General features: G+C 61.1%; 15 protein-coding genes and 1 pseudogene. 13 read left to right on the forward strand and 3 right to left on the reverse strand.

Going from position 1 to position 19,874, the window contains the following annotated elements:
• Window positions 1-18 precede the first annotated feature (18 nt).
• Both NGJ21_RS20095 and NGJ21_RS20100 read left to right on the forward strand, forming a co-directional pair.
• Window positions 19-1,587 carry a GumC family protein gene (locus NGJ21_RS20095; RefSeq protein ID WP_115274614.1) on the forward strand — a complete coding sequence of 523 codons (1,569 nt, stop codon included), beginning with the start codon at window positions 19-21 and terminating at the stop codon, window positions 1,585-1,587.
• A gap of 12 nt (window positions 1,588-1,599) precedes the next feature.
• Window positions 1,600-2,406 carry a CpsD/CapB family tyrosine-protein kinase gene (locus NGJ21_RS20100; RefSeq protein WP_046785988.1) on the forward strand — a complete coding sequence of 269 codons (807 nt, stop codon included), beginning with the start codon at window positions 1,600-1,602 and terminating at the stop codon, window positions 2,404-2,406.
• Window positions 2,407-2,472: 66 nt separating this feature from the next.
• Here the strand turns inward: NGJ21_RS20100 and galE are convergent, their stop codons facing one another.
• The 3 genes from galE to NGJ21_RS20115 all read right to left on the reverse strand — a co-directional run bounded on the left by galE (window position 2,473) and on the right by NGJ21_RS20115 (window position 7,642).
• A complete protein-coding gene (gene galE / locus NGJ21_RS20105; protein WP_119687156.1) occupies window positions 2,473-3,435 on the reverse strand; it encodes a UDP-glucose 4-epimerase GalE in 963 nt (320 codons plus the stop codon).
• A 75-nt stretch (window positions 3,436-3,510) separates the two neighbouring features.
• On the reverse strand, window positions 3,511-6,111 hold the full coding sequence (locus NGJ21_RS20110) for a glycoside hydrolase 5 family protein (protein WP_237858600.1): 2,601 nt from the start codon (window positions 6,109-6,111) through the stop codon (window positions 3,511-3,513).
• Window positions 6,112-6,115: 4 nt separating this feature from the next.
• Complete coding sequence (locus tag NGJ21_RS20115) at window positions 6,116-7,642, reverse strand: O-antigen ligase family protein (RefSeq protein WP_251962567.1); 1,527 nt, start codon at window positions 7,640-7,642, stop codon at window positions 6,116-6,118.
• Between the two features lie 94 nt (window positions 7,643-7,736).
• On the opposite strand from NGJ21_RS20115, the gene NGJ21_RS20120 reads away from it, so the two are divergent.
• From NGJ21_RS20120 to NGJ21_RS20170, 11 genes and pseudogenes are all read left to right on the forward strand, one after another.
• Window positions 7,737-9,113, forward strand: coding sequence for an oligosaccharide flippase family protein (locus NGJ21_RS20120; RefSeq protein ID WP_115274618.1), 1,377 nt, complete (start codon window positions 7,737-7,739; stop codon window positions 9,111-9,113).
• 259 nt (window positions 9,114-9,372) lie between these two features.
• Window positions 9,373-10,830, forward strand: a pseudogene (locus NGJ21_RS20125) (FAD-dependent oxidoreductase); the annotation flags it as partial.
• A 122-nt stretch (window positions 10,831-10,952) separates the two neighbouring features.
• Entirely contained in the window at window positions 10,953-11,570 is a 618-nt protein-coding gene (locus NGJ21_RS20130; protein WP_046785994.1) for an acyltransferase, read from the forward strand.
• Complete coding sequence (locus NGJ21_RS20135) at window positions 11,563-12,519, forward strand: glycosyltransferase family 2 protein (protein WP_046785995.1); 957 nt, start codon at window positions 11,563-11,565, stop codon at window positions 12,517-12,519. Before NGJ21_RS20130 ends, NGJ21_RS20135 begins: the two co-directional genes overlap by 8 nt.
• Before the next feature lie 8 nt (window positions 12,520-12,527).
• Window positions 12,528-13,052: a serine O-acetyltransferase gene (locus tag NGJ21_RS20140; protein WP_046785996.1), complete on the forward strand. Its 525-nt coding sequence runs from the start codon at window positions 12,528-12,530 to the stop codon at window positions 13,050-13,052.
• Between the two features lie 61 nt (window positions 13,053-13,113).
• Window positions 13,114-14,088 (forward strand): glycosyltransferase family 2 protein, encoded by a 975-nt coding sequence (locus tag NGJ21_RS20145; RefSeq protein WP_251962568.1) that lies wholly within the window; start codon window positions 13,114-13,116, stop codon window positions 14,086-14,088.
• A 10-nt stretch (window positions 14,089-14,098) separates the two neighbouring features.
• Window positions 14,099-15,055, forward strand: a complete 957-nt coding sequence (locus NGJ21_RS20150; RefSeq protein ID WP_115274621.1) for a VirK/YbjX family protein — start codon at window positions 14,099-14,101, stop codon at window positions 15,053-15,055.
• A 79-nt stretch (window positions 15,056-15,134) separates the two neighbouring features.
• Window positions 15,135-16,337, forward strand: coding sequence for a glycosyltransferase (locus NGJ21_RS20155; RefSeq protein ID WP_119687151.1), 1,203 nt, complete (start codon window positions 15,135-15,137; stop codon window positions 16,335-16,337).
• Complete coding sequence (locus tag NGJ21_RS20160; protein WP_251962569.1) at window positions 16,334-17,521, forward strand: glycosyltransferase family 2 protein; 1,188 nt, start codon at window positions 16,334-16,336, stop codon at window positions 17,519-17,521. Before NGJ21_RS20155 ends, NGJ21_RS20160 begins: the two co-directional genes overlap by 4 nt.
• Complete coding sequence (locus tag NGJ21_RS20165; protein ID WP_046786000.1) at window positions 17,522-18,271, forward strand: WecB/TagA/CpsF family glycosyltransferase; 750 nt, start codon at window positions 17,522-17,524, stop codon at window positions 18,269-18,271.
• Between the two features lie 169 nt (window positions 18,272-18,440).
• Window positions 18,441-19,859, forward strand: a complete 1,419-nt coding sequence (locus NGJ21_RS20170) for an undecaprenyl-phosphate glucose phosphotransferase (protein ID WP_046786001.1) — start codon at window positions 18,441-18,443, stop codon at window positions 19,857-19,859.
• Window positions 19,860-19,874: the final 15 nt, after the last annotated feature.

Consider the following 19,874-nt stretch of genomic DNA (forward strand, 5'->3'; position numbering starts at 1 on the left):
CTCGCACGGGTGGCCACCATGAAAACGGACTACGAGCTTTCCCTTAAAGATTACATCGCCATCATCAAGGACCGCGCCTTGTTGCTGGGGGTGAGCATCGTGGTCGTGATTGCGGCAACCGTCGGGGTCGCCGTCTCGGTGCCGCCCCTTTATCAGTCGACCGGCACCATCCTGGTGGAGTCGCAACAGATTTCGCCAGAGCTGGTCTCGGCCAACAACAACAGTTTTGCCGATGAGCGCATCGAGGTCATTCGTCAGCGCGTCATGACCCGCGAGAACCTGCTGAAGATCATCGACAAGTACAACCTGTTCGCCGACAAGGGCAGGCGGTTCAGTGAGACCGACAAGATCGAGCAGATGCGCAGTGCAATCGTCGTGGCCACGCTCAGTACCTACGTCAAAGGGCGTGGCGAGGCGACGGTCGCGTTCACGGTTTCCTATGAGGACAAGCGCGCTGAAGTTGCCAAGGAAGTGGCCGACGAACTGGTGACGCTGTTTCTCAACGAAAACATGAAACAGCGCACCGAGCGCGCAACCGAGACCACCGAATTCCTTACCCAGGAGGCGAACAAGCTGGGCGCCGAGCTGGCTGCGCTCGAGAACAAGCTGGCGGATTTCAAGCAGGCGCACGCCAATGCCTTGCCTGAGAACCAGCAGTTGCGCATGAGCATGTTGTCGCGTTCGGAGTTGGAGTTCCGCGAGGTCGATCGCGACTACAAGGCCGCCCAGGAAGAGCTGCGTTACCTCGAACTGGAGCTGGCGGCCGCCAATGCGGGGGTGCCCGCGCAGGCGGCTGGCGGCAGGCCTGCCTCGGCGGACCAACCACAGGACCTGGCCAGCCTCAAGGCCGAGTATGCCCGGCTGTTGACCAAATACACCCCGGCGCACCCCGATGTGGTGGCCGTCAAGCGCAAGATCGACTTGCTCAAGGCCTCGGGCGAGAAGGGCATCGCCGCTGCGGCGGCCATGAACCTCGATGCGGCCAGGGTACGTACCAAAATGGCGGCTACGCAGTCGCGCATCGCATCGCTTGCTGAACAGAAACGTCAGCTGACGGCCAAAATGGAAGGCTATGAGGCCGATATCCTCGAAGCTCCGCAAGTGGAGCGCGGCCTGGTAACACTGATGCGTGACCATGACAACGCACGCAAGAAGTATGAAGAAATCCGCGACAAGGAAATGGGCGCGAAGATCACCGAAAGTCTGGAGCAGGAAAACAAGGCTGAGCGCTTCGTGTTGCTGGAGCCGCCTTTGATGCCGGAAAAACCGGTCAAGCCCAACCGCAAGAAAATTGTCGCCCTTGGCCTGGTGTTGGCGCCGGCAGTGGGCGGCGCGCTGGTGATGCTGCTGGAAATGCTGAACCAGCGTATACGGGGTGTCGGTGCGCTGGAAAGCGTGCTGGGCAAGCGGGTGCTGGTGGCCGTGCCGTACATTTCCACGCAGGCCGATGTGGCCAGGCGCCGCAAGTGGCGGGTGCTGCTGGTCATCGGCGGGTTGTTGCTGGTTGCTATGCTGATGGTGGTCGTCCATGTGTTCTACATGCCACTGGACCTCTTGCTGTTTAAAGCTATGGCTCGGTTTGAATAGGGAAGCGCAGCGATGGACAGAATTACGCCGGCTATCGGAAAGAACATTCATCAGGTTTCTCCCACTCCCGCTGAAACGCCAAAGGCGGCGCCTGTGTCGGAGCAGCCCGAAGCCTTGGGGCAATTCGATTACGTGCAGACCAAGGTGGTGCCGCTGCGTGCGGAGCATTTGGAACGCAACCGGATCGTCTCCTACAACAAGAACTCGAACATGAGCGGGGCCATCGACCTGCTGCGCACGCAAGTGCTGCAGGCCATGGAAGAAAACGGCTGGCGGACTTTGGCGATCACCTCGCCGACACCCGAGGCGGGCAAGACAGTGCTGGCGGTCAACCTGGCCATGAGCATCGCCCACCACACCACCAAGACCGCGCTGCTGGTCGACTTCGACCTGCGTCGTCCAAGGGTTGGCAGCAGCCTTGGCCTGCCCATGGACAAAGCGCTGAACGAGCTGCTCAAAGGCGAGGCCTGGCTGGAAGAGGTACTGGTCAACCCGACCTTGCCGCGGTTCGTGGTGCTGCCCACGCGTGAACCGATACCGATGTCTACCGAGATGTTGTCATCGCCCAAGGTCAACAGCCTGATCAGCGACCTGCGCGACCGCTACGACTCGCGTATCTGCATTTTCGATCTGCCACCGCTGTTGAGTTCCGACGATGCATTGACCGTCTTGCCGAAGTTCGACTGTGTGCTGCTGGTAGTTGCCAACGGGGTGAACAGCAAGAAGGATATCGAAGACTGCCTGCATCATCTGGCGACGGCGAATTTGATCGGGGCGGTATTGAACAAGGCGGATGAGCAACCGCGGCCTTACTACTGAGCCTTTGATTGCTGATGCAAGGAGCTGGCTAGCCATGCTTGCTCCTTGCTTGCTATTGCGCTCACGTCATTGCCAGGGGTACTGAAGCTCCCAGTCCCAGGCGTGCCGCACAATCTGCTCCAGTGAATCGAACCGTGGCTGCCATCCCAGCACCCCCCTGGCCCGGGCAGCATCGGCAACCAGCCTGGCCGGGTCGCCATCGCGGCGCGTTGCCTCGACCACGTTGATCTGCCGCCCGGTCACGACCCGGGCGGTATCGATCACTTCCTGCACCGAAAACCCAAGGCCATTGCCCAGGTTGAACGCCGTACTTGCGCCGCCGGCCAACAGGTAGTCCACCGCCAGCGCGTGTGCCGACGCCAGGTCGGCCACATGCACATAATCACGGATACAGCTGCCGTCGGGTGTGTCGTAATCATGGCCGAACACGGTGATCGCCTCGCGCCGACCAGAGGCCGCCTGCAGGATCAACGGGATCAGGTGGGTTTCCGGTTCGTGGCATTCACCCAGCGAACCTTCCGGGTCGGCGCCCGCGGCATTGAAGTAACGCAGGCACACCGACCGCAATCCGTAGGCACGGTCGAAGTCCTGGAGGATCTGCTCCACCATCCACTTGCTGCGCCCGTAGGGATTGATCGGCGCCTTGGGGTGCTGCTCATCGATGGGGATGTACTGTGGGTCGCCGTAAACGGCTGCTGTAGAGGAGAAGACCAAGTGCCTGATCCCGGCTCGCACCATTGCATCGAGCAGGGTCAGCGTGGCGGCGACGTTGTTCTGGTAGTACTTGCACGGGTCGGTGACCGATTCTGCCACCTGGATGAACGAGGCAAAATGGAAAACGGCGTCGAAGTGGCAGTCGTCGAACAGCGCATCTAGCGCGAGCGCATCAGCGATATCCAGCTCGACCCATTCGATATCAGGGCCGGTGGCCACGGTATCCGCTACCACCACTTCGTGCCCTGCGGCCAACAGGTGCTTGACCATGTGTGAGCCGATATAGCCTGAACCCCCGACAACCAAGTACTTCATCCAATCCTCCTGGAACAGAAGCAGCGTCGAATGCCTGGAATACAGGTCTGAATTGACTCTAGATGGCGATATGCCCTATTTCAAGAAAAGCCAGTTGGTCATGCTGCGCCCGTCGAAACGGATGATGTAGCGCCCCTCTTGGTAGGACGACGCCAGCACCTGCTCCTGCCCATCGGCCGTGCGGCCGTAGAGTTTCAAGCCTGCTGGCGCCTTGACACTCAGGGTGCCTTCGAGCGGCTCGACGTGAAACGGAGTCATGTCGTCGGGGCGGGGCACAGCACGGGTACCCAGTGAAATCAGCAGGCTGCGCGATTGGTTGAGCGGCTTGGTATCCAGGCTTTGTACCACCACGCTGGCATACGCGGTTTTCAGCTGCAGCTGGATGTCGCCAAGGTCCATTGCCTGGCCACCCAGCCAGCCGGTCGCGGCCTGGGTCGAGGGCGTGTCAATGGTGTAGACGCCCTGTTGCCAGTTGCGCCGCAGTTGCCCGGTATCGGTGACCGACTCGCTGGCGTTGGCATCGAGCAGTGAGTGGTCTGGGTCACGCAGCACCTGCGCATCGGCCGGGATGGCGCTGGCCTGTAGCCACGGCAATTGCGCTGTCTGGGGCATGGCGATCTGCAGTTGGCCCTTTTCCATGGCGGTGCGCAGCAGCACCGAGGTATTGGGTGTGATCGGCCTGTTGAACAAGGTGTCTGGAGTGGGTGCGAAGACGTAACGGGTTTTTGCCAGCTGCACGTCCTCGCGGCGATAGAGCAGGGCGGCGGCAGGCAGGGTGGCCATCAGCGCCGGGTCGTTGTAGGCATTCCAGTTGTCTGCGCGGCGCCACTGGCTGAAGAAGCCCTGCTGGCTGTAAGCGTATTGCATGATTGCGTCCCAGCCCTGGTGGCTGGCCGTCGCTGCCACGTACAGCGGCAATGAGTGGCGGTCAGGCAGCGGGAAGGGTTCGGCGTTCCACTCGGTGACCGTCATCGGCAGCCCCACCACTTGAGCGGCGCCGAGCCAGTCGATCATGCCGTCGCTGGTCAACGGGTTCTTCTCCAGCTGCCCGATGCCGCCATAGCTGTGGGCATCGATGACGTCACCCGTGGTCAGCGACGGTAGCGAGGACAAGCCGTTGCCGCCCCAGGTGCTGGTGGTGGAGATGGGTACCTTGACCCCGATGTTGCGCAGGTCCTTGATCATGTCAGCGAAAACGCGGTGCTCCAGGTCGTTGAGGAACAGCTTGGAGGGGCCGTGCTCCCAGGCACGCCAGGTCTTGTCCGCCGGCAGGTCCTGGCGGGCGGCGAAGGCCTTGGCTTCGTCCATGTATAGCCGGCTGTGGCGGGGCACACCCTTGTCCGGCAATAGCGCGTTGCCAAAGTGCTGGGTGATGTCGTTTTCGTTGGTGAGCAAAATGGCCGCGATTGCCGGGTCGTCCTTGTAGGCAAGCCCTGTATAGCGGTTGACGTGGGTCATGTAGCGTTCAGCGAAGCGCTTCATGGCCTGGGCAATGGTGACGTTGACGTAGGCATAGCCCTTTACAGCGGCAACCCCTTGCTCTTTGGGCAGTTCATCGAAGGCGTAAATGTTGTCGTTGGCGGTCAGGATGCGTGACACGTTCATGTCGAGCCAGACATACACGCCTTCGTCCTTGAGGCATTTGATCCACCAGTCGATCTTCCTTAGCGCTTCGGCGTCGAGTTGCTCGGTGTTCTTGAGCTGGGTGAGATCGCCGAAGATGTTCGGGCTCACCCACGGGGAGTCGTGGTGGTGCAGCCTTACCAGGTTGAAGCCCAGTGCCGATAGACGCTTGGCCTGCGCTTTGATTTCCTCGTCAGGCGTTTTGAACAGCGCATAAGCCGACAGGTTGGTGCCCCAGAAGCGCGCCGGGGTGTTGTCGGCAAACACCAGTTGTTCACCGGATGCTTTGACGAAACCACGTTTGCCGGCTGGTATTTCCCCCGCGTTGAGGAACGACAGGTCCACAGGTGACGTGCGCCAGTCCAACTGGTCATCCGGCCATTGCGTGGGGTCGGCCAGGCCGAAGCGTTCGCTGGGCGTGGGGCCTATGGCAATATCCCCGGCAACGGTCAGCACCGCCTTGATCTGTTGGCGGCCAGGCAGAATCGGGTCGGTGTAGAAGAAGGTTCGCACCTGGCTGGTATCGCCCCGCTCGAAATAGACCTTGGCCAACGGGGGATCGAAGCGCATTTGCACACGTGGCCCGCCGCTGTTCTTGCCCCAAGCCCAACCGCGGTTGCCGGGCAACAGCACCGGGTCGCCCATTTCCCCGGCGATCAGCGCCGGGTCGAAGCGCCAGACGATGCCGCCGCCCATCACATCGGCCTGCTTGCTCTGTGCCTGCAGGTCGAAGTGCCAGGTCAGGGTTTGCCCCTGGTCCTTCTGGATATCGGCTTTCAGGTCGAAATCAAGGTCCTTGTTTCGCCCCGTCAAGGTGTAGCGGTAAGGCCCCTGAACCTTGAGTGTCGGGTAGAAGCCCGTCCAGCTCCAGTCTTCACCCCAGAAGTCGAAGCTTGAGGCAAAGGCAGGGCCGCCTCCGCGCGTCAGGTTGGGCAGGCCGTTCTGTTCGTCGACGCTGACGACCCACTCCGAGGCCATGCCGGCCAGCGGCAGCATCAGCAGGCCAACCAGTGCCGTTGCCCGGGTCAAGGGGCAGAATGAAGTGCAGGTCATTGAACTACCTCGGTTGCAGGCTGGCGTTGGCAGGGTGTTCGGCATCGGCGAAAGCGTGCCTGCGGACCATCTGGATGTAGGCGATGCCGAGCCCGGCAATCGACCAGTACACCACCGGGATTACCGTGATGCTGCTTACCGTGAAAATGGTCACCAGGATGCCCAGCAAGGTCGCCAACAGCACCCTGCCGAGCTGGCGGTAAGGGTCACTCTTGTCGGGGAAGGTACGCATGCTCTTGTTGATGCCCATCAGGACGCAGGCGAAGAACCCCACGAACAGCGCCAGCCCTACCAGGCCGATCCTAAGCGCCAGGCCGATGTAGGTGTTGACGATGTCGATGATGCCCTCGCCCTGGATCATCGATTGCATTTCCGGCGTGTTGCGGAAATCGAACGATCCGAACAACGGGTAGCGCTGAATGACGATCCACGAATTGTCGAGCAGACGCTCGCGGTAGGTTATGTTCTCATTGTCCACGCTGCCGATGAACGGCAGCAGGTCGAGGATCTTTTCGCCGCCGGGCACGATGGTCAGCAGCGGAATGCTCAGCACCCCTGCCAGTGCGAGCAGGGACAGGCGCGTGACTGCACGCTTGCCCATGGCGATGAACACGACAATCATCACCACCGCGCCCACCCAGGGGCCCCGTGACAGTGGCGCAAACAGGCCGGCGGCCAGCAGCAAGGCCCCAAGGGTGCGCTGCAGCTGGCTGCGCACGAAGCCCTGCACGAACAGGAACAGACCAATCGCAACCGTGATCACATAGCCCAGGGCAATGGCCTGGCCGGCGGTGACGCTGGCGCGCAACGAACCGCCCCGGCTCAGGTAGCCTTTCATGCTCCACTGCACACCCAGGGCGTCGAGCAACGCGTTGTACAGCAGCCAGTGGCGCGCGTACTCAGCGACGGCCAGCAGCGACAGGACCAAAGCGGCAATGACGAAGGCCAGCATCGCGTCCTTGAAGTCGCTCAGCTCCCTCAACCCGCGGCTGGCGACGTAGTAGGGCAAGAACACGTCGACATACAAGTACACCGCCTGGCGCAGGGTATCGGTAATCGTGGTCTCGCGCAGGTACAGCAGCCCCATCAGCAACAGGCTGGCGGCCAGCAGCTTGTCGGCCCACAGGCGGCCGAAACGCAGCGTATCGCTCTGCTTGCTCAGCACCAGTGCGGCGGGGAGCAGCACGCACAGGGTCAGGATGCGCTGATGGTTCAGCTCGATCAGGTAGTTGACCACGCCAAAGCCGGGCACCTCTTTCGACGCGGGCGGTATGACGAACAGCAACAGGAAGAACAGCGCCATGGGGTTGCGCTCGCGGCGCCTGGCCGTGAGCAGCATGACGGCGGCAACGGCGGTGTAGATCCAGTAGCTGTGGGCAAAAAAGGCCACCAGTGTCAACGCGAACCACAGGTTGCGGCGGCGCTTGAAATCGCTCTCGGCAATCAGGTCCTTTGCCGGGCTGCGTGCGAGAAAGAACACCACGCAAGCCAGGAACAAAATGACGATCAGCGCACGTAAATGTTCGGGCATGGGAGAGGTCACCTGTCCCCGGGTGGATGGGCACTAGCATCATGGCTAATTGAAACTATAGTGACTTCTAGCCATTCAGTCAGAGATTCAAGTCATGCCGTCGATTGATGTGCAAGCACCTGCCAGTCTGCGCAAGCGTGCCATGGGCGCAGGCGCATGGAACCTGGTCTCGCTGGTGGCCTCGCAGGTGCTGCGCTTGGGCGGCAACCTGATCATGGCGCGGATACTGCTGCCGGAAATGTTTGGGGTGATGGTCATTGCCACCACCGTTTCTGTGCTGCTGCACCTGCTGTCCGATGTCGGCCTGCGGCAGAACATCATCCAGAGCCACCGCGGCGACGACCCATTGTTCCTCAACACCGCCTGGACGGTGCAGATCGTGCGCGGCTTTGTGCTGTTCGCGCTGACGCTGCTGCTGGCCCTCGGCGCCTGGTGGGCGCAACTGGCCGATCTGTGGCCGGCGCATTCCACTTATGCAGCGCCAGAGCTGCCGCTGGTGCTGGCGGTGACCGGCATTTCAGCGATCATCTGGGGTTTCCAGTCCACCAAGATAGACGTCGCGGTACGCGCCTTCCAGCAAAAGCGCGTGGTGCTGATAGAGCTCGCATCGCAGGTCGTCGGGCTGGTCACGATGCTGGTGATCGGCTATTTCACCCGGTCCATCTGGTCTTTGGTGGTCGCCGGCCTGGCCTCGGCGCTGGTTGGCACGTTACTGGGCCATTTCGCCTTGCATGGCCCGCACAACCGCCTGCAATGGGACCGTGCAGCGCTCACCGAACTGATCGTGTTCGGGCGCTGGATACTGCTGTCTTCGATGGTCGGGGTATTGGCCATGTATGGCGACCGCATCTGGTTCGGCGGCACGATGACGGTGGCGCAGCTTGGGGTGTATTCCATTGCCGTGCTGATTCTCGGGTCGATCCAGACCGGCTTGCTCAAACTGGTCGGGTCAGTGGCGCTTCCAGCCTTCAGCGAAGCGGCCAGGGCCGGTGACCAGGCGCGCCTGAAAAAACTCTACTTCCACTTCAGGCTGCTGGTCGATCTGGTCATGCTGTTCCTGTGTGGCGGTTTCCTGACTGCCAGCCCGCTGCTGATCGGCTGGATGTACGATGAGCGCTATGCCGACGCAGGCCCGATGCTGGCCATCCTGTCGCTGTCGTTCTTCACCTTGCGCTATACCTTGGCACATCAGTTGTGGATCGCTTTGGGCCATACCAAGTACCAGGCGATGGACAACATCATCCGGCTCGTCTCTTTGTGGGCACTGATACCGTTGTTGCTGGCCATTGGCGGAGTGAAATACGCCATATGGGGGGCCGCTCTGCATACCTTCCCGACGCTGGCACTGATCGTCTATGTCAATTCCAAGCTGAATATCTGGAGTATGAAGCGTGAACTTGTGGTGCTACCGATGATTGCGGTCGGCGCATTGTGTGGCTTCCTGATCACGCGTTTGTTCGACTGGCTCTGAAGCCTTCCCGGCAGGCTGCACATAACGATACCGGGCTAGATAAAATCAACGGCATAGGTCTTGTGATCATGGGGAAGCTACAGTTTCTTGATCGGCAATCGGGTCGCCGCGGCTTTCTTCGCAATGGCGTGTTGCTGGGCGTCGGCGTAGCTGTTTTCGGTATCGTCCCTGGCGCTGGGCGCAAACCGGCGGAAAAGGGCGGGTTCGTTGTGATCAACGGCTGGGTCTTGCCTTCGGAATACTTCAAGGACGGTCGAGCATGATCAAGGACTTCGAGGCTGAGAAAACCCTGCGCGAAGCCTACGACGTGTGCATCATCGGTGCCGGCCCGGCCGGCATCACCCTGGCCCTGCAGCTGGCGCAGGCGGGGTGGAGTGTGGTGCTGCTCGAGGGGGGAGGGCGTGAGTATGAGCCGCGCTCGCAGGAACTCTACGCGTGCACCTCGACCGGCCTTGAGCTGTATGCCGAACAGACGCGCCTGCGTTACCTGGGCGGCACCTCCAATCATTGGGCAGGCCGTTGTCGCCCCTTCACTTCGTCCGATTTTGCCGTAGCGCCGCCTGTCGGCCTGCCGGGCTGGCCGATCGACTATGCGCAGATCGAGCGCTACCTGCCGGCGGCCATGGCGATCGTTGACCTGCCGAACGGGGCTGGTTTTAAAACCGTGAACACCGGCTTGAACGGTGGCGAATTCGATGCTGACTGTTTTCTGCTGAGCCCGCCAACACGGTTTGCGCAAAAGTACGCATCGGCGCTCAACGAAACGCCCGGGCTGGAAGTGTTCATCAACTGCAACTGTGTCGACCTCGAATTCGATCAGGCTTCAGGGCAATTGAAGGCAGCGGTGGTGTCCGATTACGACCAGCATCGCGAGCGTGTCGCGGCCAGTCAGTTCGTCCTGGCGATGGGGGCGATCGAGAATGCCAGGCAATTGCTCAACAGCGCTTCGCTGGTGGGTGCTGGCGTGGTGAAAAAGGAGGGCCTGACCGGGCGTTGCCTGATGGAACACCTGAACATCGACTTGGGTACCTTCATACTCAAAGATGGCTTGGGCACCGAGCCGCGCCAGTATTACACCACTGATGCATTCGTCGCTGAGTACCATGCCGGCAAGGGCAATGTTTCCGCTACGGTGCTCTCCGATGTGCAGACCTACGGCAGAACGGCCGAGGTCAAATACTTTCTGGAAACCCTGGCGTGTCAGATGGGGCTGGCCAGCAAGATCGAGTTCGTCGCCAAGTTCAGTTGCCCCGGCGATGGCGTCATGACCACGATGATCGAACAGTTCCCGGATGCACAAAGCCGCATTTCGCTGCTCGACGAAACAGATGAGCTGGGCGTGGCCAAGGTCAATGTCAATTGGGTACTCAGTGCCACCGACAGGCATACCATCAAGTGCATCGGCGCTGAACTGGCCAAGCAATTCGCCCAGGCGGGGCTCGGCTTCGTCAAGCTCAACGATTTTGTCTATGACACCGAGTTGCCCCTGAAACTGTCGCCCCATGCCCATCACATGGGCACCACACGCATGGCGGCATCCCCCGAGTTCGGCGTGGTCGACGCCAACTGCAAGGTGTTCGGCAGTGAAAACCTCTATATAGCGGGCAGCAGCATTTTTGCCACAGGTGGCGCCTCGAACCCGACGATGCCGCTGTTGCAGTTCGCACTCAGATTGGCCGACCACCTCGATACGAAGATGAAGGCGGCCAGTGGGGCAGTTGTTCGAAGGGATGAGCAATGTGGGGAAAGGGTTGAGCGCGATACGGTCAGCATAAAGAAGAACGAGACCGGTTCGCCTCAGGGACAGTCCAGGACCGCTTGACGTGCGAGGGTAGCAGAATGATTGGATGGATACGCAATGCCATGACGCAGTATGTCTACTCAACAGGACGGGGAGGCTCGGCTTACAAGAAATTCTGCAACCCGACGCCCTTGGAGTGGGGTACCTACCTGGCACGGTGGGGCAAATTCCACTCGGTGGGCAGCAATGTCTATATCAATTGCGGCTGCAATGTCACCGACCCCACTCTGGTACGCATCGGTAGCAATGTGGGCCTGTCGGACTGCACCTTGATCGGACACGACGGTGTGGTTGCGCTGATCGAGATCTGTTACGGCAAACACCTTGATTCGGTCGGCTACATTGACATCAAGGACAACTGTTTTGTCGGGCATGGTGCGATCGTCATGCCGCGCGTGACCATAGGGCCGAACGCTGTGGTCGCTGCAGGCGCTGTCGTCACCAAGGATGTTCCACCCGGCACGGTGGTCGGGGGCAACCCGGCCAAAGTCATCTGTACGACTGAAGAACTGATCAGCCGGGTCGAGGCGCGCTGCAATGCCTACCCCTGGATCGAGACGGTCAAGCAACGCAAAGGTGCTTACGACCCGACCGTGGAACCTGCGCTGGCACGCCAACGCAGCGAGTATTTCTTCGGAGACGGCAGCAATGGATAGCAAACCCGTCGACGTGATGGTCGTCAATTTCAATACCGCATCGTTGCTGCAGCCGATGTTCGATGCGCTGCGCCAAGCCGGGAGTGAACGGCTGGCCAGTTACCTGGTAGTGGACAACGCATCCGTCGATGATTCGGTGCAGCGCCTGGCCGAGGTCTGCCCGGAAGCTGTGCTGCTGAGCAACACGCATAATGTCGGCTTTGGCCGCGCCAACAACCAGTTGCTGGCGCACCTGCAGGGCAAGTACGCGCTGCTGCTCAACACCGACGCCTTCGTCGCTGCTGACAGCCTGCAAAAAACCGTCGATTACATGGACGCGCACCCGGACTGTGGCGTTCTGGGCGTGCGCCTGGTGGGGCGCGACGGTGACCTGCAACCCAGTTGCCGCTACTTCCCCACGCCCTTGAATGTGTTTGTCGCGCGTACCGGCCTGGGGCGCTTTTTCCCCGGGCTGAAGATGGTCGACGAGATGGCCTGGGACCATGCCTCGGTGCGTGAATGCGACTGGTTGCCGGGCTGCTTTTACCTGGTGCGCCGCGAGGTGCTCGATCAGGTGGGCCTGTTCGATCCGCGCTACTTTCTTTATTACGAGGAAGTCGACCATTGCAAGCGAGTGAAGGAGGCCGGTTGGAAGGTGGTGTTCTACCCGCACACCACCGTGGTGCACATTGGCGGGGAAAGCTCCAAGTCGGTCGCCGAACTGGAGGCTGCAAGCCGGCAGATCTCCAGCTACCAGATCGAGAGCGAGCTGCTGTACTTTCGCAAGCACCATGGCGTGCCGGGCTTGATCCTGCACATGCTGCTGGTGAGCCTGGGTGACCTGGTGCTGGCGCTCAAGGCATTGCTCAAGGGGCGAGGCTGGGGCGCGATCAAGGCCTGTTGGCTGCACACGCGCGCCACCTGGTCACTGTTGCTCAAGACCCAGTTTGCCAGCCAACCCACACGGTAGGTGAAGCCATGTTCCAGAACATACGCGCGGACTTGCGTGCACACGGTGGAGATTGGGGTGCCCAGGGCTTCTGGGTACTGCTGGTCTATCGTTTTGGCCGCTGGCGCTACGGCGTGCGGCCGGCACCTTTGCGTAAAGTGCTGTCGTTCGTCTACAAGGTGCTGTTCAAGTTCGTACAGATCATCACCGGCGTCGAGTTACCGTGTGAAGTGGTGATCGGTCGCAACTTCGTCATCGACCATTTCGGCGGCATCGTCATCAGCGGCTATGCGCGATTCGGTGATGACTGTCGGATTCGCAATGGTGTGGTGGTCGGCCTGAAGAATGTCAATGAACCGATTGCGCCCGTCTTTGGCAACAACGTCGATATCGGCGCCGGGGCCAAGGTGCTGGGCAACATTCGCATCGGCAACAACGTGTCGATCGGCTCCAACGCTGTAGTGTTGATCGATGTGCCGGACAATTCACTGGCTGTGGGCGTGCCTGCGACCATCAAGGCCCGAAAACCCAGCGAAGCGATGGAGTTCACATGAGCCAGGCAATGGCTGACCGTACCCGGGGTGGTTCCCTCAAGCGCTGCGAGTGAGGCTCAAGGTGACAGGCATTGGAGTGGTGGTTATCGGCCGTAACGAAGGCCTTCGCCTGGAACGCTGCCTGGCGTCGCTGGCGGGGCGTGCGGACAAGGTGGTGTACGTGGACTCAGGCTCCACGGACGGCTCCGTGCAACGAGCATCGGCCTTGGGCGTCGAGGTGCTGACGTTGGACATGACCATACCTTTCACCGCCGCGCGTGCACGCAATGAGGGTTTTGCCTGCCTGCAAAAGGCCCTGCCTGCAGTACACCATGTGCAGTTCGTCGATGGCGATTGCGAAGTGCATGCCGGCTGGCTCGTCACGGCGCAAGCCTTTCTCGACACCCACCCGCAGGTGGCGGTGGTATGTGGGCGGCGCCGCGAGCGCTTTCCCCAGCACTCTGTCTACAACTGGCTGTGTGACCTGGAGTGGGATACCCCGCTGGGGGAAACCAAGGCCTGTGGCGGTGATGCACTCATGCGTGTCGATGCCTTCGTGGCCGTCGCAGGTTATCGCTCTGCACTGATCGCTGGGGAAGAGCCCGAACTGTGCGTGCGGCTGAGGGCGGCCGGCTGGAAGGTCTGGCGCCTGGCTGCTGAGATGACCCTGCACGATGCCGCCATGACGCGCTTCGGCCAGTGGTGGCGGCGCAGCGTACGCGCAGGTTATGCCTATGCCGAGGGCGCCTCACTGCATGGCGCACCGCCGGAGCGGCATTGGCTGCGCGAGTCGCGCCGTGCCTGGGTTTGGGGCTTGGGCATTCCACTGCTGGTCGCGTTAGCAAGCATCTGGATGGGCCTGTGGGCACTGGTACTGCTGCTGGTCTACCCGCTGCAGATGCTGCGCCTGGCGCGCCGTGGCGGTAGGTCGGCGCGTGAAAACGCAGTACAGGCGGTATTTCTGGTGCTGGGCAAATTCCCGGAGATGCTGGGCCAGATGAGGTTTGTGCTGAACAGGTTCATGGCCGGTAACCCGGCGTTGATCGAGTACAAATGAGATGCCTAAGATGCTCGGATCGTTAGCCAGAAGCGTATTCACCTTGCAACCCGGCTATTCGCTGCGGGCGCTTAACAACAAGTACAAGCTGGCCACAGCAATGATCAGGCAGTGGCCGGACTTGCGCACGTTCATGCAGCGCATGTCAGGTGCGCTGGGCAACGAGCGCTTCGCCAGGCTGGGCGTGGACTGCATCGGGGTGGTGCAGTGGCCCTACATCAGCAAATGCTGGGACGCCCGTGAACGGCTCGATGTGGTGGCATCGCACTATGAAGTGGTCGCCAGCCATTGCCCGGCACTGTTGCTGTTGGAGCGCGAGGAGCGCCAGGTTGTCTGCGACCTGTCCGCCTACTCCAACGGGTGCACCCTGGTGCTGGATCGGCCCATCTGGTTCAAGCGGGAAGGGGAGTTGGTGATCAACCTGTTCCAGGCTGACCTGCGTGTGGCGTCGCTGGCGTTCACGCTGTGCCGCACAGAGGGCGAGCTGTGCCTGTTCATTGGTGCCGTGCAGGGCATCCATAAAGGCATCGACAGCGAAACCTCGCTGAACATCTACCGCGACCTGACCAAGGATTTCGAAGGGTTGCGCCCCAGAAGCTTTCTGCTAGAAGCCCTCAAGTGCCTGGCCAGAGCGGCCGGGGTCGCCCGCATCTATGCTGTCGGCGATCAGTGCCGGCACCACCGTCACCCGTATTTCGGGGTTGAGAAGGCTCAGGACCTGGCAGCCAACTATGATGTGATATGGCAGGAGAGCGGTGCCGAAACGTCGGAGCGTGAGGACTTCTTTGTGGTCCCCCTGGCAGCTGCCAGGCGTAACCTGGAGGACATCGCGCCGAAGAAACGGGCCATGTACCGACGGCGTAACGCGCTACTGGACGACGTTTTCGCCAAGATAGAAGCAGCACTGCCCGGCACCGCCGCGCAAACAGAGCTGCCGTTGCATCCTCAGCTAGCCTGTAGTCAGTGAGCCACAGCATGAGGTAAAGGTCAGGGCGTCGCAGAAGCGGCCCGACCCTATCAGTAAACGGATTTCGATTTGGGGGCGTATGCGCATTGCTTATTTCATCAATCAGTATCCCAAGGTCAGTCACAGCTTCATTCGTCGCGAAATTCTGGCGCTCGAACGTCAAGGCATGGAGGTTCAACGCATCGCCCTGCGCGGCTGGGACGCCGAGTTGCAGGACGATGAAGACATCGCCGAGCGGGGCAAGACCCGCTACGTGCTGCAAGGGGGCGTCAAGGGCCTGCTCAAACCGATGCTGCAGGTAGCGCGCGCCGAGCCGCGGCGTTTCATGTCAGCGTTGCGCCTGGCGTTGCGCATGGGGGTGCGCGCCGACCGACCCTGGCCCTATCACCTGGTCTACCTGGCGGAAGCCTGCCGTGTCGTGCAGTGGTTGCAAGGCGCTGATGCTGAGCACGTGCACGCGCACTTTGGCACCAACTCCACCGAAGTGGTCATGCTGGCCAACGCGCTCGGTGGCCCCCGCTACAGCTTCACCGTGCATGGCCCCGAGGAGTTCGACAAGCCGCAATTCCTGCACATGGATGAGAAGGTCCGCCGCGCAGCATTCGTCGCTGCGGTGAGCTCCTACGGGCGCAGCCAGTTGTTTCGCTGGGTGGCACATGAGCACTGGGTCAAGGTGAAGGTGGTGCATTGCGGCCTGGAGCGCAGTTTCCATGAAGGTTCGGCCATTGCGCCCCCGGCAACGCCGCGGCTGGTGTGCGTAGGGCGGCTGTGCGAGCAGAAGGGCCAACTGCTGCTGCTCGAAGCGGCCCGAATCCTGCTGGCCAAGGGCGTAGCGTTTGAACTGGTGCTGGCCGGCGATGGTGAAAAGCGTGAGCAGATCGACGCGTTGATTGCCCGCCATGGCTTGCAGGCACAGGTGCGCGTCACTGGCTGGATCAGCAGCGCCCAGGTACGTGAAGAAATCCTGGCCGCCCGCGCACTGGTGCTGCCGAGTTTCGCCGAAGGGTTGCCGGTGGTCATCATGGAGGCCATGGCCCTGCGTCGGCCGGTATTGACTACCTATGTGGCCGGCATACCCGAGCTGGTTCGGCAGGGGGAAAACGGTTGGCTGTTCCCGGCAGGCGAAGTGCAGGAGTTGGCTGCGGCCATGGCCGATTGCCTGGCGCAGCCTGCCGAAGCCCTGCAGCGTATGGGGCAAGCGGCTTACGAGCGCGTGCTCCAGCGCCACGATATCGATACCGAAGCGGCCAGGCTGGTTCGCTATTTCAAGGCAATTGCATGATTACTTTACTGAGTTGGCTGCTGGGCATCGTGGCACTGCTTGTGCTTCTGCCGGTACTGGTGCTGTTGGTCCAGGTGCTGTTGGCCTGCCTGCCGGCGCGGCCGGTGCCACAGCCCAAGGGCGCACGCCCACGGGTGGCGGTGTTGGTACCGGCGCATAACGAGGCGCTGGTCATCGAGTCGGCACTTGCGGCCATCGGCGCGCAATTGCGCGAGGGCGACCAGTTGCTGGTGGTGGCGGACAACTGCACCGACGATACCGCCGCACTGGCGCGTGCTGCCGGTGCGCAGGTGATCGAGCGCCAGGACGCGCACCTGCGGGGCAAGGGCTATGCGCTGGACTACGGTGTACGGCATCTGGCGCACAACCCGCCGCACGTGGTGCTGATCATCGACGCCGATTGCCAGGTCAGTGCCGGTGCCGTCGAGCGCTTGGCACACTGTTGCATCGAGGCCGGCCGGCCTGTGCAGTCCCTGTACCTGATGCATGCGCCTGCAGGCGCCGGGCTGAAAGTGCAGGTCGCCGAATTCGCCTGGCGCGTGAAGAATCTCGTGCGCCCGCGTGGATGGGCTCGGGCAGGCTTGCCGTGCCAGTTGATGGGGGCGGGCATGGCGTTCAGCTGGCAGGATGTGACCGCGGCCAACCTGGCGACCGGCCATCTGGTCGAAGACATCAAGCTGGGCCTGGAGCTGTGCCGCGATGGTAAACCGCCGCTGTTCTGCCCGGCTGCTACGGTCACCAGCCAGTTCCCGACCAGCCAGGAAGGTCTCACCAGCCAACGCACCCGCTGGGAACATGGCCATCTGGGGCTGCTGCTGACGGAGGGCCCCGGTTTGATTCGTCGCTCGCTGACGCAGGGTAACTGGCCTTTGCTGGCCATGGCCGTGGACCTGCTGGTACCGCCGCTGGCGCTGCTGGCATTGGCCATGATGGTGGTCTTCAGCGTGGCATGGCTGGCATTTCTGTTCTTCGGCATTTTACTGCCGGCAGTGCTTGCCACCGTCAACCTGGTGCTGTTGGTGGCCGCGGTATTGTTGGCCTGGTGGCGCTTCTCGCGTGAGGTGATCCCGTTTTCCGTATTGCTGTATGCCCCGTTCTACGCGGCGAAGAAGATTCCCCTGTACCTCGGTTTTCTGCTCAAGCGCCAGGTTGAATGGGTGCGCTCGAAACGGGATGACAACTGAATGGACGCATGGCCCTGGTTGCAACGCTGGAAGACAATCATCGGCAAGCTGCGCGTGGTCGATGACGCGGCTGATGAGCAGAAGGTGCTGCAGGCACTGAGCGCTCCGCGAACGGCAACGGTGCTCGGCTTCGTCAATGCCCATGCCATGAACCTGGTGGCTGCCAACCCCGACTATTGCACAGCGCTGGCGGCAGCGGACGTGCTGCTGCGCGACGGCTCCGGCATCGCGATACTGTATCGGCGCCTGGGGCTGGCGCCCGGGCTGAACATGAACGGCACCGACTTCATTCCCGAACTGCTCGCAGCTTACAACGGCAGGCGGGTAGCGTTCTGGGGCACCCAGGAGCCGTATCTGAGCCAGGCAGCCGAACAGGGTGAAGCGCTTTACGGGGTTAATGTCGTGTCGCTGCATGACGGTTTCGCCAGTATCGACACCTACATTGATCTGGCGCGGCAGCAGCAGCCGGAGCTGATCGTGCTGGGCATGGGCATGCCCAAGCAGGAGAACGTCGCGGCCCGCCTGGCTGAACTGGGCAGGCCCTGCCTGATCGTCTGCGGCGGAGCGATCCTGGACTTCATGGGCGGCAAGGTCACCCGGGCCCCGGACTGGTTACGCCGGTTGGGCGGCGAATGGGTGTACAGGCTGAGCAGGGAACCCAGGCGTCTGTTCGTGCGCTATGTGGTCGGCAACCCACTGTTCCTGCTGCGGGCGCTGCTGTGCAGCAAAGCGACCCTGCCAGAACCCTGAGCGAGGAGGATTCAGCCCCGCACGGGCTGCCGGGTACTGCTACAGTGATATCAAGCGGCGTGGGGTGGCGTGGCAGCTTTTTAATGATTTGGTATTGAACCTAAGGTTGGTTTTATCGCACGGGTGTAATGGCGACGCGTGGGTCACGCACATAAAAAGAGGCCTCATAATGGTATTCGAGCCTAGAAGCAGCCGTTCCTTGCTCCAGCGAAGAAGTAGCGTGAGTAACGCCATTCAAGCCGGCCTCGATGGCATAGCGGTCACCAGTGTCGCGTGGTATCTGATTTACGATCAGTTTGGTTATATTACTTCAGACTACGTCATCATGCTGCTGTTGCTGATCGGTGCGCTGGCCGTCATTTATGACCACTATGCCATTTATCGAAGTAACGTTGGCCTTTCCGTCAAAGCTTTCAGGCTGTTCAAGGCGTGGTCTGCGACGTTTTGTTTTCTGGTGGTTATCGCTTTTCTTACCAAACAAAGCGAAACGTATTCGCGGCTGTTGGTGGGGCAGTTGTTTATATTTGGTTACGCTGTGCAGTTGCTGTTGCATATTGTGGTGCGCGAACTGCAAAAGCGTTTTACTGCCCATGCTCGCCAGGACAACGCATTGATTATCGGTGGGGGCGACCTGGCCAACTTCCTCTACCAGAAAATAAGCAATAACCCCTGGTTCGGAGAGCGGGTGGTGGGTTGTGTGCTGATCGATGAACAGCTCGATGGGCAGGGCACTGCCGATGCAAAATTGCGCTTGCCTGTATTGGGCCGTATTGCCGACCTGGACGAGATCATCGCCAAGCAGGCTATCCGAACGGTGTACCTGGTGACGCCGCTCGGCGGCTCTGAGCTGATCAACGATGTCTACCTGAAACTTTTGGACAAGTGCATTGCGGTCAACTGGGTGCCCGACATTTTCTCGCTGCGCCTGATCAACCACAGCGTCCGTGAAATTGCCGGCATCCCGGTACTGACGTTGTCTGAAACCCCGCTCACGGGCATGAGCCTGTTCCTGAAGAACCTGGAAGACCGCGTGCTGGCCGCGTTCATTCTGCTGTGTGCGTCGCCGGTACTGCTGGTGGTCGCCGCCGTCATCAAGTTCGACAGCCCCGGGCCGGTGTTCTTCCGCCAGGAACGTACCGGGTGGACGGGGGAGTCTTTTCGCATCTGGAAGTTTCGAAGCATGCGCGTTCACCAACCCGACAGTGGCGTGGTCCAGCAGGCGCAAAAGAATGACCCCAGGCTGACCCGGGTCGGTGCCTTCATCCGACGCACCAGCCTGGATGAATTGCCGCAGCTTTTCAATGTGCTGACCGGCGAGATGTCGCTGGTGGGCCCACGCCCGCATGCGTTGCAACACGACACACTGTACTCCCAGGACATCGTCGATTATTTCGCCCGCCACAACATCAAGCCCGGCATGACAGGTTTGGCGCAAGTACGTGGCTACCGGGGGGAAACCAAGGACATCGAACAGATGATCCAGCGGGTGAACTCGGACATCGAGTACATCAACAACTGGTCGCTCTGGCTCGACTTCGTGATTCTGGTACGAACGCTCAATGCCTTTACCGGCAAGCAGGCTTATTGAAGGCCGGTACTCGAC

This window comes from Pseudomonas sp. Marseille-Q5299 (assembly GCF_943737035.1).
Classification (GTDB): domain Bacteria; phylum Pseudomonadota; class Gammaproteobacteria; order Pseudomonadales; family Pseudomonadaceae; genus Aquipseudomonas; species Aquipseudomonas putida_E.